The sequence below is a fragment of the Flavobacterium plurextorum genome, assembly GCF_002217395.1.
GTDB classification, from domain to species: Bacteria; Bacteroidota; Bacteroidia; order Flavobacteriales; family Flavobacteriaceae; genus Flavobacterium; species Flavobacterium plurextorum.
Genome location: NZ_MUHD01000026.1, coordinates 1 through 16,724, shown reverse-complemented (window position 1 = coordinate 16,724; position 16,724 = coordinate 1). Strand labels below are relative to the sequence as shown.

At 32.8% G+C, this 16,724-nt stretch carries 12 protein-coding genes; 1 reads left to right on the top strand and 11 read right to left on the bottom strand.

The annotated features are described in order from the left end of the window. Positions 1-9: 9 nt before the first annotated feature. The 3 genes from B0A81_RS13480 to B0A81_RS13470 all read right to left on the bottom strand — a co-directional run bounded on the left by B0A81_RS13480 (position 10) and on the right by B0A81_RS13470 (position 4,746). On the bottom strand, positions 10-3,027 hold the full coding sequence (locus B0A81_RS13480; RefSeq protein ID WP_089058519.1) for a SusC/RagA family TonB-linked outer membrane protein: 3,018 nt from the start codon (positions 3,025-3,027) through the stop codon (positions 10-12). Between the two features lie 103 nt (positions 3,028-3,130). Continuing rightward, positions 3,131-4,213, bottom strand: coding sequence for a hypothetical protein (locus tag B0A81_RS13475; protein ID WP_089058518.1), 1,083 nt, complete (start codon positions 4,211-4,213; stop codon positions 3,131-3,133). Positions 4,214-4,221: 8 nt separating this feature from the next. After that, complete coding sequence (locus B0A81_RS13470; protein WP_089058517.1) at positions 4,222-4,746, bottom strand: DUF5004 domain-containing protein; 525 nt, start codon at positions 4,744-4,746, stop codon at positions 4,222-4,224. 473 nt (positions 4,747-5,219) lie between these two features. On the opposite strand from B0A81_RS13470, the gene B0A81_RS13465 reads away from it, so the two are divergent. Then, positions 5,220-6,818, top strand: a complete 1,599-nt coding sequence (locus B0A81_RS13465) for a DUF6377 domain-containing protein (protein WP_089058516.1) — start codon at positions 5,220-5,222, stop codon at positions 6,816-6,818. 764 nt (positions 6,819-7,582) lie between these two features. Here the strand turns inward: B0A81_RS13465 and B0A81_RS13460 are convergent. From B0A81_RS13460 to B0A81_RS13425, 8 genes are all read right to left on the bottom strand, one after another. Continuing rightward, positions 7,583-8,806: a sterol desaturase family protein gene (locus B0A81_RS13460; RefSeq protein WP_089058515.1), complete on the bottom strand. Its 1,224-nt coding sequence runs from the start codon at positions 8,804-8,806 to the stop codon at positions 7,583-7,585. Positions 8,807-9,095: 289 nt separating this feature from the next. Further along, the gene (locus B0A81_RS13450) at positions 9,096-10,382 is read right to left on the bottom strand and encodes a Glu/Leu/Phe/Val family dehydrogenase (RefSeq protein ID WP_244281421.1); all 1,287 of its coding nucleotides are present in this window, start codon (positions 10,380-10,382) and stop codon (positions 9,096-9,098) included. Between the two features lie 447 nt (positions 10,383-10,829). Next, on the bottom strand, positions 10,830-11,681 hold the full coding sequence (locus B0A81_RS13445) for a DMT family transporter (protein ID WP_089058512.1): 852 nt from the start codon (positions 11,679-11,681) through the stop codon (positions 10,830-10,832). 30 nt (positions 11,682-11,711) lie between these two features. Continuing rightward, positions 11,712-13,031, bottom strand: coding sequence for a serine hydrolase (locus tag B0A81_RS13440; protein WP_089058592.1), 1,320 nt, complete (start codon positions 13,029-13,031; stop codon positions 11,712-11,714). Between the two features lie 5 nt (positions 13,032-13,036). After that, positions 13,037-13,474: a MarR family winged helix-turn-helix transcriptional regulator gene (locus B0A81_RS13435; RefSeq protein ID WP_089058511.1), complete on the bottom strand. Its 438-nt coding sequence runs from the start codon at positions 13,472-13,474 to the stop codon at positions 13,037-13,039. Positions 13,475-13,760: 286 nt separating this feature from the next. Then, complete coding sequence (locus B0A81_RS13430) at positions 13,761-15,224, bottom strand: AAA family ATPase (RefSeq protein WP_089058510.1); 1,464 nt, start codon at positions 15,222-15,224, stop codon at positions 13,761-13,763. A gap of 150 nt (positions 15,225-15,374) precedes the next feature. Next, positions 15,375-15,524, bottom strand: a complete 150-nt coding sequence (locus B0A81_RS21640) for a hypothetical protein (RefSeq protein WP_165768070.1) — start codon at positions 15,522-15,524, stop codon at positions 15,375-15,377. 43 nt (positions 15,525-15,567) lie between these two features. After that, positions 15,568-16,686 (bottom strand): vWA domain-containing protein, encoded by a 1,119-nt coding sequence (locus tag B0A81_RS13425; RefSeq protein WP_089058591.1) that lies wholly within the window; start codon positions 16,684-16,686, stop codon positions 15,568-15,570. Positions 16,687-16,724: the final 38 nt, after the last annotated feature.

Sequence of the window (16,724 nt, the reverse complement as noted above, 5' to 3'; positions counted from 1 at the left end):
TTAATTCGCTTAATTATTCAGCGTAAAATTTAGTCCAACAGAAATCGTTGTTGGTCGAGGATAATTATTGTATCTATCAATTCCAGGAGCTGCTAATCCAGTTAAATCCATTACTCCAGTTTGGTTGATTCCGTCTTGAGCATTTAAACCTATTTCTGGATCTACACCTTTGTAACCTGTAATTACAAATAGGTTTTCTCCCATTACGTACATTCTAAGTTTAGATTTTTTGAATTTTAAAGGCAGTGTATATCCAAAACTTACTGTTTGAAGTCTAAAGAATGAAGCATCTTCTATCCAATAATCAGAATATTTTGGAGCCGATGTGATTCCGCTTCCTAAAAAAGCATCAGGAACATTGAATGTTGGTAATCTATTTGGATCATTTAGCATCATATTAGTTGCATTTAATGCTTTTTGACCAAACATTCCGTATCCAGAAATTCCAAGATCAAAATTTCCGTACGTAAAGTTCATTCCAATACCTAAAGTCAAATCGGGTTGAATATTTCCTAGATCTGTTTTATCAGCATCTAACAAAGCATTTTCTGCAACTATTTGCCCCGCTGCATTGTAGTATTGTATTTTTCCTGTTGAATCTAATCCTGCATTTTTGAATCCCCAGAAAGTTCCAACTGGATAACCTTCGGCAATAATTTGAGAATATTGTCCAGACATACCTGCTAATCCGTGTAACGATCCGCTGTAAATAACATCTGTTTTATAAGTAGGATTCGATAGTTTTTCGATTTTCTGCACATTATGACCAAGAGTCAAATTAGCATTCCAGTTGAATTTTTCTCCTTTAACAATATCAGCATTCAAAGTAAGTTCAACTCCTTTATTAGACATTTCTCCTACGTTTGCCAACATAGTTCCCACTAAATATGGAGGCTGCGGTACTTCATAGGTATATAATAAATCGTCTGTGTTTTTTGAATAATATTCGAATGAACCCGAAATTCTATTAAAAAGACTAAAATCTACACCAATATTCAATTGTTTTGTTGACTCCCATTTTAAGTCAGGATTTGGGTTTTGTGTTGGCGAATACGCTAAACTCCATCTTTCTGTCGCAGGATCGTAATAACTGTCTTTTCCTACTCCTAAAATCGAAAGTGATTTATATTCCCCAATTCCGTCTTGATTTCCGGTAACTCCATAACCTGCTCTAAGTTTAAGATTGTCTAACCATCCTTTTGTTCCGCTCATAAATTCTTCACTCGAAATTTTCCAAGCAACAGACGCTGACGGGAAAGTTCCCCATTTATTATTTTCTCCAAAACGGCTTGAACCATCTCTTCTTACTGTAGCCGTAAGCAGATATTTGCCATCATAGGAATAATTAGCACGGGCATAAAACGAAACTAAATTTGATTTTCCTTTATATGAATACACATCGCCTAAACGGTAATTGTAACCTGCACCAAGATTGTTGTAGCTAAAAGCATCTGTTACAAAACCGCTTCGCTGCGCACCAAAACCTTCATAAATATTTTCTAGGTAAGAGTATCCTGCAAGTGCACCAATAGTATGTTTGTCTATCACTTTATTGTAATTTACATACAATTCTCCTTGAGCATTTGCATACTCAGCATATGTTTTTTGCCCATATCCTTTTTCATCTACACCTTCCATAACAGCGTAAGATGGTTTATAAGTACTGCCTTTTACTGCATTATGTTCGTATGAAATGTTGGCAACAGCCGTAAAATCATTTAAAAACTTAACCTCCGTTTTAAAATAACCTAACAATCTGTGTCTTTCATTATCAGTAGTTCTATTTGTAAGTATTTCAACTGGATTTTGATAAACGTTTCCACTAACAGCCGAAAATTGTCCATTAGCATCATAAACTGGAATTGTTGGATTAAGATTGTAAGCGCGCTCAAATATTCTATAATCCATAGGATGCCATTTGTCTATATTGGCAAATAAACCAGTATCAAATTTCACCTCTTTATTATCTCCAAGATATTGATAGGCATTTATATTTCCGCTTAATCTTTCTAAACCTGTTTTTTTAATAACTCCTTCATTATTTAAATATGAAAGAGAAGTTCTAAAACCACTGTCTGCTTTTCCAGAATTAATACTTAAAGTATGTGATTGCGAAATTGCAGTTTGCTCAATTGCTTTCTGCCAATTGGTATTTCCTCCAAAATCAACAGCATCTTTATTTCCTGTTGAGCGAACATAACCTCTCCATTGATTTGCTGATAAAAGATCTAAATTATCAGTAACATAACCCACGCTCGATAAACCGCTGTAGACTACAGAAACTCCTTTTGTACCAGACTTTGTTGTAATTATAATTACTCCGTTTGCTCCTCTTGAACCGTATATGGCTGTCGCCGAAGCATCTTTAAGAACGTCTACCGTTTTAATGTCTGACGGTTGTACGATATTAATATCTACACCAGCAATTCCGTCAACTACAATTAAAGGGCTGTTGCTTGCGGTTAAGGAAGTTCCGCCTCGCAAGCGTATTGTAGAACCTGCAGCTGGATCACCAGAAGGGCGAATTATGTTTAATCCTGCTACTTTTCCCTGCAAAACCTGCTCTGTAGAAGAGATTGTTCCTTTTACTAAATCGTCAGCTTTTACACTCGAAATAGCGCCGGTTAAATCTGATTTCTTTTGTGTTCCATATCCCACAGAAACTACCTGAACTTCGGCCAATTGATAACCGTCATTTTGAAGGCGAATATCTAGTTTTGGATTAGAACTGGTAATTTGCATTTTTTGAGTTGTCGACCCTATAAATGAAATTTCAATTGAACCTCCTACGGCTACCACTAAGGTAAATTTTCCGTCAAAATCTGTTGTTGTTCCGTTTCTTGTTCCCGTTTCTATAATTGATGCACCCGGAAGTACGTTTCCTGTATTGTCATAAACAGTACCAGATACCTGCTTTTTTTCCTGAGCAAACATTCCTGCCGAAAGAAAAAGCATGAAAATCATGAATACCAGCGATTGAGTAGTCCACATTTGATGCAGGACTCTTTTTTTATTTTTACTATTCATATGCGGTTATTTATTGTTTTTTTTATCGGTCATATGTAATTCACATATCCAATTTTGGATTATGCTCATTTCATTAGAGTTGATGTTTTAATTTGATAGCGAATTATTTGTCTAAAGTTTTCAGCGGAATTGTGGTATCTGAAATCGTTTTGTTCTTATTGTCTTTTACCAAAACATGTATTTCATTTAAATTTGGAATTCCATTTAGTTCTGAAACTAAGTTGACAAATCCTTTTATCTCTGCTGTTCCTCCTGTAAACTCACCAGAAATTATTTTACTTCCAGCTGTAATGCTGTAGATTAATTTGTTTACACCTGATTCATTATTTTTTCTCGACATTCCCAGAAAATCTTTCTGACTGATTTGTAATGGAAAAAATCCAAAAACTGGTGCCGGCGGCGGTACATAAGCTCCTGCGTATAAAACCTGATCTGGAATTGTTCCTGCCCAATCATCTTTTACCATTAAGAAAACTAAATTTTCCATAATGTAACCTTCTGGCGCGTTGTAATAATCTTTAGGAACTAAATCCATTTTATAAAAGCCATTACCCAAATCTTTTAATTTCGTTTTAGCCGCAATTTCAGGCAGCCATGATTGATATTCTTGTTTAAGATTCCAATCATTTAAACCACTGTGCATGTGAACGCTTGTAGCTCCAGCAAATCCAGGCGCTAAATTTGCATTAAACAAAATACTTACTCCTTTATCAATAGTTGGTTTTGTCGGATAAGCTCTGATCAGCTCATTCGAAGTATAAAAAGAAGAGAAATCAGTGTAAGGCATATTTGCCACTTCACTTTGTTTTGATCCGTTTTTATTTTTTAAACGAAACCAAAATCCTGCGCTTGCTGCAATTTCTTCAGGGGTTTTAGAAAAATATTGAGTTGGAGTTAAAGTAAAACTCCAAACTTTATTACCAACATAAGTCAGTTTTGCAAAATCTGAAGAATGTTCCCAATTGTTGGCATCTGGTTCTGATGGTGACCAAATCCAAATAAAAACATCTTCATTTTCTGCGAATGTGGTTGCCGAAAGATCAAAAAACCATGTCACTTTTTCATCATATTTGTATACTACCGGAAATGATGACATCGCACCTACTGATCCCGCAGCTTCTTGTGCCTTTATAAAATTAGGCGCCATCAAAAGGGCTAGTAAAATTGTATATATAAATTTTTTCATATTACTTTTTAATTAATAGCATTTAATTTAAATACGTAAGACACAAACGGAGTTCCTCCAGAGCTTCTAGTTAAAATAACTTCCATTTCTCCGTTTTTACCTGGAATCGATGATACTCTTAATTCGTCTGTTTTTTGAGTTTTTTGGGCATCACTGTATAAGTAAATTTTAACAGGATTGCCCGGATTTGTCGGTTGAAAATCTGAGCTTAGCTGCCAGTATCCTTTTGGGGCAAATAAAGGCGGAACATTACCAGTAACTTCATAACTTGTTGGTTTGTTCTTTTCATCTACGTTGAATTTGATTTTAAAATCTTCGTAGTTAAAATAAGTACTCAAGTTTTCTTCGTTTGGCTCGATCTTATTTGCTTTGGCAAAATCGTCGACCATTTTCAAGTTTGTTAATCCCCAATTACCGTCTACTTTTTCGTAAATCGTAATTGGATCAACGTAGCTTCCGTCTTCTGTAGTATCGCAGCTTATTGCAAAAAAACAGATTAGCAGAGCTAACAAGTAATAACTTTTACATCTCATAAAATTTTGGTTTTTGTTAGTTTTTTTATCCCTTAAAAAGGACAGTACGAAACTAGATGTTAAATAAATCTAAAAAAAAACATCAGCGAAAAATCAAGATTTATCTAGATTAACTTTGTATATAATCAATTGAAAATCAAATAATTACACTCGTGTGTTGTTTCTAAAAATCAAGGTCATGTAAAGACACAAAACCACTTTTTTAGACACCATTTATGATAATATGAAAATTTTAAAGCAATATTTTTTTACTATACATATATTTAATCACTTTTTATTGTATAATTGCAAACAAATAGAGCGGTTTTAACATTTTTATGCCATTTTCAGGCTTATCAGATGTTTTTTCAAGAAATCTTAAGGAACTGCTTTCTATCTAAAAAACTACTAATCATCAGTTTTTAAATAGTTTTGATTTAAAACGCGTTTACGCTAACCATAAATTATCTTACCCCTAAAACCAAAACAAAACCATGCGAAAAATATTCTTTTTGTATTTTTTCATTGCGGGTTTTTCTCTAGCCGCCAAAGAGACCAATCCTATTCTTGAAGAATTAGATAATGCATTGCTTAAAAAAGAGATTTACTTAAAACAGAAATATCGTAAAATTGAATCCTTAAAAAAGAATGTTTCAAAATATACTGTTAGTCAAAACAATGAACAGTTGTATAATACCTACATGTCATTATTTGATGAATACAAATCATTCAAATACGACTCTGCTTATTATTATTTGGAAGAAGCAAAAATCAAGGCTAAAGTTTTAAAAGATCCCAAATATTTGGCTAAAAGCCGAATTAAAGAGGGTTTTGTACTCTTATCATCAGGACTTTTTAAAGAAGCTATTGACACGCTGAATATTATTGATGATAAAAAACTTGATTTAAAAAATAAGTTCGAATATTATAATATAAAAGCTCGAGCTTATTACGATCTCGCCGATTACAATAAAGATCAGCGTTTTAATATTCATTATGTACAACAGGGAAATCATTTTCTAAAAAAGGCTTTAGAATTAATTGGCACTAATACCAACGAATATTGGGCAGCAGAAAGTTTAAAACGATTAAAACAGCAAGACTGGCGAGGCGCTGAGTTTGCTTTTAGTTACTGGATCAACAATTACAAATTACCACCCGATTATTATGGTATTGCAACATCTAGTCTAGGCTATATTTACTCAGAAAGAGGTTATACAAAAAAAGCAATTCAATACTTGGCACTTGCCGCTATTGCCGATGTTAAAAATGCTACTAAAGAAACGGTTGCACTGCGAAATCTTGCAAATGAACTTTTTAAAATGGGCTATTTGGATAAGGCAAATGAGTATATTAATATTGCTATGGACGATGCTACTTTTTATAATGCAAGACATAGAAAAATTGAAATTTCGTCGATTTTACCCATTATAGAAAAGGCACAGTTAAATAATGTAAAAGAGAAAAATGACAAGCTGGAAAAGATCATTATTTTATTGACAATACTCACTTTGATTATTATTTTGTTTTCGATTATCATTTTCAAGCAATTAAAAGAGAAAAATAAAGCGCGGAAAATAATGGCTTCTTCGTATGCGCAGCTGCAGGAAATGAATGTGAGCTTAAGCGAAGCCAATGCTATTAAAGAAGAATATATTACGTATTTTATAAAAGCAACATCAGCCTTTATCAATAAGATCGATCACATTCAAAAAAGCACGCTTCACAAAATTATTACCAAAAAGACTGATGAAGTTATTGCGAGTTTAAAACGCTACAACGTGAAGGAAGAAAGGGAAAATCTTTTTCATCAATTCGACGAGATTTTCTTGAAACTATTCCCCACTTTTGTGACCGATTTTAATCAATTGTTTCCTAATGATCATAAATGCATTGTAAAAAAGGGAGAGCTTCTAAATACTGAACTTCGCATTTTTGCTTTATATCGATTGGGTATTCAGGAAAGCAGTCAGATGGCAGAATTTCTAGAACTTTCTGTGGCTACAATTTACACTTACAAAACCAGGATTAAAAGTAAATCAGATTTTAAAGATACTTTTGAAGAGAAAATTATGGCGATTAAGACGATATAAGTTTTTCTGTCAGGGATAAAAAAAGTTTACCAAAGATTAAGAGGATTTAAATGATTTTTTATTTTGTAAATATTGAATTTGTAATGTGAAAAATTTGCCGCGAATTACACAAATTTTCACGAATGAATTATTTTTAAAACATGAATTCGGGAATTCAGGACAGAAATATATATATAACTTGGTCCTCTTCCCTGCTCCATAAGAGCGGAATGTTTATAGCCATTTATAGATCTCCAGAATCAAAGTTCCAGCGGAGCGACATAACACTTTTATTATTGTCTGTAAATTATTTCACCCCGCTGGGGCTCCATGAAATGTGAAATAAAATTTGCTATAAATATGACGTCCCGCTGGGACTTAATTTAATTCTAATAAATTTAAAAATAAGACATGAAATCGTCGCAAATTACACGGATTTTCACGAATTATTTTTAAAATATGAATTCGGGAATTCGGGGCGGAAAGATATATATAACTTGATACTCTTCCCTGCTCCGGAGGAGCGGAATATTTATAGTCATTTATAGAACTCTAGAATAAAAGCTCCTGCGGAGCGACATAACATTTTTATTATTGTCATGTAAATTATTTCACCCCGCTGGGGCTCCATGAAATGTGAAATAAAATTTGCTATAAATATGACCTCCCGCTGGGACTTAATTTAATTCTAATAAATTTAAAAATAAGACATGAAATCGCCGCAAATTACACGAATTTTCCCCAATCAATTCGTAAAAATTCGTGCAATTCGTGGCAAACATCTTTTACTCAGCAGTTTCTAATTGTAAAATAACATTCTGATACAATTTACTAAGCGAAAATAATTGTTCAGCAAAAATCATAATTGCCAAGGGAACAAAGAAAAATATTGTTAGATTTTCTTCATATAAAAAATAGGTTGTTATCATTAAAATGCGAGCGTATTCAAGATAATAAATCCATTTGCGCTGTTCTAAAAGTGCACCGCAGTTAATTAATGTTATAAGTATTAGTGACAGAACAAAACCTTTATCGAGTGCGTTTAAACGATCAAAATAATAGGTAAAAACCGTTAGTAATAAAGTGCAGATTCCTAATTGAATATAAAGGTAATTCCGAAAACGAAGCCTTTGATTGGGATTGCTTTTATCTTGTAAAAAACGCTTTTCTAATGTTGGACGAATATCTTGATCCATATGTGCCGGACTTCCAAAAACGGCATTCCATTTTGCCTTAAAACCTTTAGAACGCTTCCATAATTCAAAAATTTCAAAGTAATAATGAAAGTGCTGCCATAGAAAACTATAACTTTTTAAAGGATGTGTCAAGCCGTATTTTGGTTTTTCTTCTTCTTCCTGAAAAGTACCAAAAAGACGATCCCAAAAGGTAAACATATCACCGTAATTTTTGTCTAAATATTTCTCGTCAGAAGCATGATGAACGCCATGAACGGATGGTGTAACAAAAACATATTCCAGCCATTTAATTTTTCCTATAAGCTGTGTATGAGTAAAAAACGAATAAGCTCCGTGCACAATTAGCATTGTGATAACCATTGAGGGATGAAAACCGATAAAAGGCAGTATACACCAAAATCCTGTTCTAACTATTGCCTGAAATGTCGTAATTCTGGCTGCTGCCGTAAAATTAAACTCTTCGCTATGATGATGTACAATATGTGCAGCCCAGAAAAAATTGACTTCGTGACCTAATCTATGGTACCAATACCAAACAAAATCTGTGGCGAGAATCAAGGCAATCCAAACTAATACACCACTCGGAATATCAAATATGCGGTACTCATCATAAATTAAATAATACAGTTGATAAAAACTGCCGGCGATAAACAAATTAATCAATCGCTCTGCAATACCAATGCTTATATTTGAAACAGAACTTTCATAATTAAAAATTTCAGGTCTTTTTTTTCGTTGTGCAAGCTTGTATTCAAGAAATAAAAAAAGAAAAAAAGCCGGCATTGCAAATGCTAGAAAATTAATGTTTTTCATTTTTAAAGATTATATGAATTGATATGAAATTAAAAAAGATATTTTCACCAATAAAAAACCCTCACTGGCTTTCTATCGATGAAAATAATCTTAATACATTTTATGTAATTGTTTTAACACATAGAAACATAGATTTTGTTATTTTAAAAAAGGCTTTTCACTTATTTAAAACACGCATAAACCGCTATGTGAAAGAAATAAGTTTCTTTTTGTCTTCTTTTTGCACATAAAATATATATGCTTCTATGTGTTTAATTTTAAACTATTTTAATCTTACTCGAATCTAATATTAGTTCTGCTTGAATTTTGGCGCGTCGGCTGCCACTTCTTTTACAGATTGTGTTTCGGCTACTTTTTTCAAAGCAATAATGTAAGCAGCAATTCTTGGCGTTACATTATGCTTTGCCGCAATTCTAAACACCGTTTCAAATCCTTTTTCTAAAATATCTTCTAAACGCTTGTTTATTTGATGAATTCTCCACGATTCTAACAAGGAATTTTGAAGCCACTCAAAATAAGAAACGGTTACACCGCCGGCATTTGCAAGAATATCTGGAACTACCAAAACATTATTTTCATGCAAAATTTTATCAGCATCTGAAGAAACTGATCCGTTTGCAGCTTCAATTATAATTTTTGCACGAATGTCATGCGCGTTTTTCTGAGTGATTACATCTTCTTTTGCGGCAGGAATTAACACATCAACATCTAAAAGCAGCAAATCCTCATGTTTAATAGCAACGGAATTTGGATAACCTTTTATTGTTTTATTGTTTAAATTGTAATACAAAATAAGCTCTGGAATATTAATTCCCTGCGGATTATAAAATGCTTCTGACACATCACTTACTGCAACAATTTTTAGCCCTTTTTCATATAAAAATAAAGCCGAATGCAAACCTACATTTCCAAAACCTTGAATTGCAACAGTTGCTCTCGCTGGTCTAATTTTTAGTTTTTGAAGTGCCAGTAAACTAATAATACTCACTCCTCTTCCGGTTGCTTCTACTCTGCCTAATGAACCTCCAGAATGCAGATGTTTTCCTGTTACAACGGCATGAATTGTTTTACCGTGAACTAATGAAAATTCATCCATTAACCAGCCCATTTCGTCTGGACCTGTTCCCATATCTGGTGCAGGAACATCTTTTTGCGGACCAAAAATATCCGATAATGCTTTTGTATAAGCTCTCGTAATACGTTCTAATTCTGTTTTAGAAAGTGTTCTTGGATCGCAAATAATACCTCCTTTTGCTCCTCCAAAAGGAATTCCAGTAACAGCAGATTTCCAAGTCATCCAAGCGGCTAATGCTTTTACTTCATCAAGATTTACGGCATTATCATAGCGAATACCACCTTTAGACGGTCCCAAAGCTGTGTTGTGTATTACGCGATAACCTTCAAAATTCTGCTCAGTTCCGTTGTCTAATGTTATCGAAAAGTTTACTACAATTTGTTTTTCAGGACGCTGCAGCTTTTGCCTGATTGATTCCTCTAACTTTAGAATATCTGCAGCTATATTAAAACGATCAATCATGGATTGAAAGGGATTCTGTTTTATAATTTCTGTACTCATAATATTTACTTTTAATTTTTATGATTTACTTAATTTGGGTTTACTAAATTGTTTTTTTTCTGAATAAAATCAGCAGCTGATATACTTACAACACGGAACTTTTGTTGAGCAGTACGGCATCATAATATTGATATTTCTATTTGATCTCATTTTGTTTGTTTTTACTAGTTCTAAAAAAAGCCTTTCATGGTGCATGAAAGGCTAAAAAAAAAAATAACTAACAAGTACTTTCTATTAACGCCATTTCATTGCATTGTTCATCATACAGCACATCGTCAAGCTGCACATAAACGGAATGATATTTAGACTAGAGTTTTTCATTGTTAATGCAAATCTATAAAATATATTTTATAAATTCTATAGAATTAGTAGAGTTTATTTTGAAAAACTTTTAAATCAACTCAAAACCAACTGAAAACTAAAGCTTTAAAAAGATAAAAAAATATACTAAAATTGTGATCTTACAATGAAAACAATAGAAATTAATGCTAAAAGAAGTCCAATTATATTAATCTTGGATAGCTTTTCTTTGAAGAAAAAAAGACCAACAAGACTTCCTAATACAATTACACCCATATTCATTCCTGCAAAAACTGTTGAAGGATTTTCAGCAAATGCCTTATGTGCTTTTAAATAAAATAGAATATTTCCGAAGTTAAAAATCCCTACTAAAGCCCCGAAAAGGACATTTTTAGTACTAAACCCATTCTTTTTAAAAATAACATCGTAAAGTACTATTAACAAAGAAACTGCTAATGCAATACTAAAAACAACGAATAGAGATGTGGTATATGGCAGAGTGGTATAAAGTGCTATTTGTTTAAAAAGTATATCAATTACTCCAAAACCAACAAAAACGGCGACAGGAAAAATCCATTTGTTCTGCTCGTTTTGCATCTGCTTTCTTAAAATGAATAAAAGCGCAATGAACCCAATTACAAGGCCAATAACTTTATAAGAATTAAACTCTTCTTTAAAAATTAACCATGCCGCAAGTATGGGAATAAATAATGACAATCGTTGTGCCGCATCGGTTTTTACAATTCCCATATGTTTTATTGAAAATATCAGAAAAAGAAAAACAATAGGCAGCAAAATACCAATTGCCGCATAAATATTCCACGGAGCATCTTCATGAACTATAGTAAGATCTGGACTAAAAGTAAAATAACAAAGTACTAATGCTGCTATATAATTGAACGCAATAATTTGAATGGGATTAGCATTGTATTTACGGGTAATTTTAAAGATTACACCAACTGTAACACTGCAAAGTATACTTAGAATTAAAAACAGCATAGAATTAAATTTTGAATGCAAAAATAGTACTTATACTCCCTTACTTTTAACTTTTACTTCTTTTATTCCTGCCTTTTTAATTTCCAGCTGCATAACTTTTCCTTTTTTGTCTTTTACAAATTCGACTGTAGTATTGTTATTGTCTGAGCGAAAAAATTTGGTTTGAGATTCTGGCAGTAACTCAATATCTTGATCTATATAATACAGCTTATTATCTTTCTTTAAAATTTTAATATTTTCATACTCTCCCACATACTGATCATAGATTTTTGAATCTACTGCAATTTGAATATGTTTATACGGAAGTTCAACTTCTTTTCCAAAACAGATTCCGGCAAGACCATATGCGATATAATAAGACTTTGACTGGTTATTGGATAAAACAGTAATTAGTATATTATCGTTTGTAAATTTATTAAAAGATGTCATTGCTCCAAAAAAACCGCCGTCATGTGCAATTAACTGATGATTTAGATTGTAGAATGGATTAACTAAAACCCCAAATCCAAAATCTTGATCGTTGTATGAAGTAAACATCTTTTTCTTTGATTCTTCTGATAAAATAATCTCGCTGTCAAATAAGGCTTTATTCCATAAATACAAATCATCAATGGTAGAATAAACACCATCATGACCTATATTAAAATTCCAATTGATATAAGGATTTTTTACTAGTTTATCATTTTCAAAATAATACGACTTAGCCATTTTATCTACTATTGCATTATTTGTTGTAATGCCTGAATTGTACATTTTAGCCTTATCAAACAATTGCTGTTTTAAAAATGCCGAATAAGTCTGCCCTGATACTTTCTCTATAATTCTTGCTAATAAATAATACCCAATATTACTGTAAGCCGTACTTGTACCAGGTTCAAACAGTAATGGCTTTTTGATGATATACTGATAAACAGAATCTTTATCTAAATCTGTCTTTGATAAATACAATTCGTCAAAATCCATTTGCAAACCTGAATTATGAGCCAGCAGCATTTTTATCGTTATTTTTTCTCCTTTCGGAAAATCAGCAAAATATTGATTTATAGAATCTTCTAAAGAAAGTTTTTTACGCTCCGCCAATTGCAAGATTGCAACAGCTGTAAACTGCTTTGAAACGGAAGCTAAACTAAACTTTGAATCGATTGTGTTTTTTATGTTCCATTCATAATCAGCAAAACCATAGGCTTTTTTCAATAGTATGGTATCATTTTTAGAAACTAAAACGGTGCCGCTAAAATCATTAACAGCAAATTGCGCATCCATATACTTTTCTAGTTTTCTGCCCAATTCATTTTGCGAATAACCAAAAGCAAATACCGAGAACATTACTAAGATTAATTTTGATTTCATATCAATCATTCTTTACAATTACGAATTATTTTTTGCAGTGTTTGATCCAGCAATGTTATCTCTTTTAATGATAAACCATGCAAAGCTGTTTCTCTGTTTGATTGAATAACGGGTTCTATTAATTCAATGGTTTTCAAACCTTTTTCAGTAACTGTGAGATTAAACTTTCTTCTGTCTTCAGAATGAATTGTTCGAATTAGGTAGTCATTTTTCACCATTAATTCAATCATTCGAGTTATAGAAGCATTGTCTTTAAATACAAGATTTGCTAATTCGTTTTGAGAAATACTCTCGTTTTGCTGCAATATGATAAGCACCAAGCATTGATCTACTGTAATATCTTTTACTACTTTGGCAATGTTTTTTTGTGCCAGTTTTCGATATTCTTTTATTGCCTTTTCTATAGAATAAAGAGCAGTTCCTGTTGGATTTTCAATTTTCATGATTCACTTATTTGATACAAATATAATTGATATATCAATATAATTCACAAAATAAAACCCGACAGTTTAAAAATAACTGTCGGGTTAGATTGTAAAATCAATATTTAATTTGCTGAATATGGTCTAAACACATAGAAACATAGACTATATAATGCTTAAGAAAGGAACACGAAAAAAGAAATACATTTCTTTAACATAGCAGCTTATGTGTCTTTTAAATTAGCAAAACGCCTTTTTCTAGCAATTAATCTATTCTTCTATATATTAAAAAACTACACTTAATTGATTACAATTTACTGATATAACTTCCGTACATATCTTTAAATTGGTGACCTTGCGCAAAACGATCTTTACTTAGTTTTTTATACTCTACCAATGCCCATAAAACAAACTCTTTCATAAAATGCATATCTTGTTTGTCTAAATTAGGCTGATATTTTTTTAATAAAATATCTAATGGAGTAATTTCATCCAAAATACCTTTATATTCAGCATCTGAAGCATCGTCTAATAATTCAAAACCGCTTTCTGTAAAAAACCACTCAATCAAATCTGAATAAGGTGTTTTTTCTCCTGGCTTTTCAAGTTTTTCAATTTTTGGAAAATACTCCGAAAACAATGTTCTAATTGCTGAGCCAATTAAATACTGTGCAACGACTGCAGCTCCCTCCTGTTCTCCTTCATAAACCAATTCGACTTTTCCAGTAATCGACGGAATTACTCCCATAAAATCTGATAAACGCAAAATTGTTTTATCTGCTCCAGATTTTAAAGCACGACGTTCTGCAGTACTAATTAAATTCTCAAAAGCCGTTATGCTCATTCTGGCACTTACACCGCTTTTATTATCGATGTATTCGCTTTCTCGAGCTTCAAAACTAATTTGTTCTAAAATATCTCTGGCTAAACTTGGCACATAAACGATGTCACTTTGATTTTCATCCAGCTTCGCCTCTTGTTCTGTAATTGTTCTTGCGATGGCAACACTTTCGGGATAATGCGTTAAAATCTGCGAACCTATTCTATCTTTAAGAGGCGTTACAATACTTCCTCTGTTCGTATAATCTTCTGGATTTGCCGTAAATATAAACTGCATATCCAGTGGCATTCTTACTTTAAATCCTCGAATTTGAATATCGCCTTCTTGCAGAATATTAAACAAAGCAACTTGAATTCGGGCTTGCAGATCCGGAAGCTCATTAATTACAAAAATACAGCGATTTGCTCTCGGAATCATTCCGAAGTGAATTACGCGATCATCTGCATAAGATAATTTTAAATTAGCCGCTTTTATTGGATCGACATCTCCAATTAAATCTGCAACAGTAACGTCTGGCGTTGCTAATTTTTCAAAGAAACGATCATTTCTATGCAGCCACGAAATTGGAGTTTCATCACCTTTCTCTAAAATTAAATCTTTAGCAAAACGCGAAATCGCATTTAATGGATCGTCATTAATTTCTGAACCGGTCACAAACGGAATATACTCATCTAACAATTCGACCATTTTTCGCGCTAAGCGAGTTTTTGCCTGTCCGCGAAGTCCTAACAAATTAATATTATGACGAGAAAGAATAGCACGTTCTAATTCGGGAATTAACGTGTTTTCAAAACCGTGAACACCTTCAAAAACTGGTTTTCCTGATTTAATCTTTTCTCGCAGATTATTTCTTAATTCATCCTTAATACTAGTGCTTTTATATCCTGAGACTTTTAATTGACCTAATGTTTTTATAGTTGTTATTTCCATTTTATTGAAATATGTGTTTTGTTGTTTCTATTATTTTCTGTAGATAATAAGCGTTGTGTCATACATTGTGTTAGACGCACTGCTGTGCGCCTCTACTATACACGTTGTCAAAAAAACCTTTGTCCCTTTGCCACTATGAACCTTTGAACCTTATTTAGCGAACTCTTTTTTTTCTATTCGTTTCATAATTTCAAAAATCATTTCTCCTAAACCCAATTGAAGCGGCGCTTCGACTTCGCTCAGCGTGACAATTGTTGTGTTAGACGCACTGCTGTTCGTCTCTACTATACACGTTGCCAAAAAAACCTATGTCCTTTTGCCACTATGAACCTTTAAACCTTATTTAGCGAACTCTTTTTTTCCTATTCGTTTCATAATCTTCAAAAATCATTTCTCCTAAACCTTTTAATCCTGTATAAAATGCTTTTCCTTGATTGGCTTCGGTAAAATGATTTACAAATCGCTGTAAATAAGGATCGTTTGCAATCAAAAAAGTCGTTATTGGTATATGTAATTTTCTAGCTTGCTGGGCTTGCGTATAACATTTATCGACAATATATTCATCAAGTCCGTTACTGTTCATATAATACGAACCGTCGCGTTCGCGTACACAACTTGGCTTACCATCAGTAATCATAAAAATCTGCTTATTGGTATTTCGTTTTCTTCGTAAAATATCCATTGCTAACTGGAGTCCGGCAACTGTATTGGTATGATATGGACCAACTTGCAGATACGGTAAATCCTTAATTGGAATTGTCCAAGCATCGTTTCCAAAAACCAAAATATCAAGTGTATCTTTTGGGTAACGCGTTGTTATTAATTCGGGCAAAGCCATTGCAACTTTCTTTGCCGGAGTAATTCGATCCTCGCCATACAAAATCATACTGTGACTGATATCAATCATCAAAACGGTACTCATTTGTGCTTTATACTGCGTTTCTTCGACTACTAAATCATTTTCGGTCAGCATGAAACTTTCAACTCCATTATTGATTTGAGCGTTTCTAAGACTTTCTGTCAATGAAATACGTTCTAAACTATCACCAAAATTAAATTCGCGAAATTCTCCTGTATGTTCATCACCATTTCCTGCATGTTTGGTTTTATGATTTCCGTTTCCAGAACGTTTTAAGTTTCCAAAAATCTGATCTAAAGCCTGCTGGCGAATTGCACGTTCTGTTTTAGCAGTAATGCCAAAACCATTTGTGCCATCTCCTTTTATTTCGTCTTTTATATAACCTTTCTTTTTTAAATCTTCGATAAAATCATCGATCGTGTAGTTTTCGTCCGTAAGTTTATATTCCTTATCCAGTTCCCGAAGCCAGTCTATAGCTTCATCAAAATCTCCCGAAGTATGGGTGATCAGCTCTTTAAAAATACCAAAAAGTTTCTCAAACGGAGACTGAAATGGAGCTTCGTACGACTTAAAATAAAAACCTTTTTTAAACTCGTTTTTCATAATTCTAAAATTAAGGTTTTTTAGAATTATGAAAAACG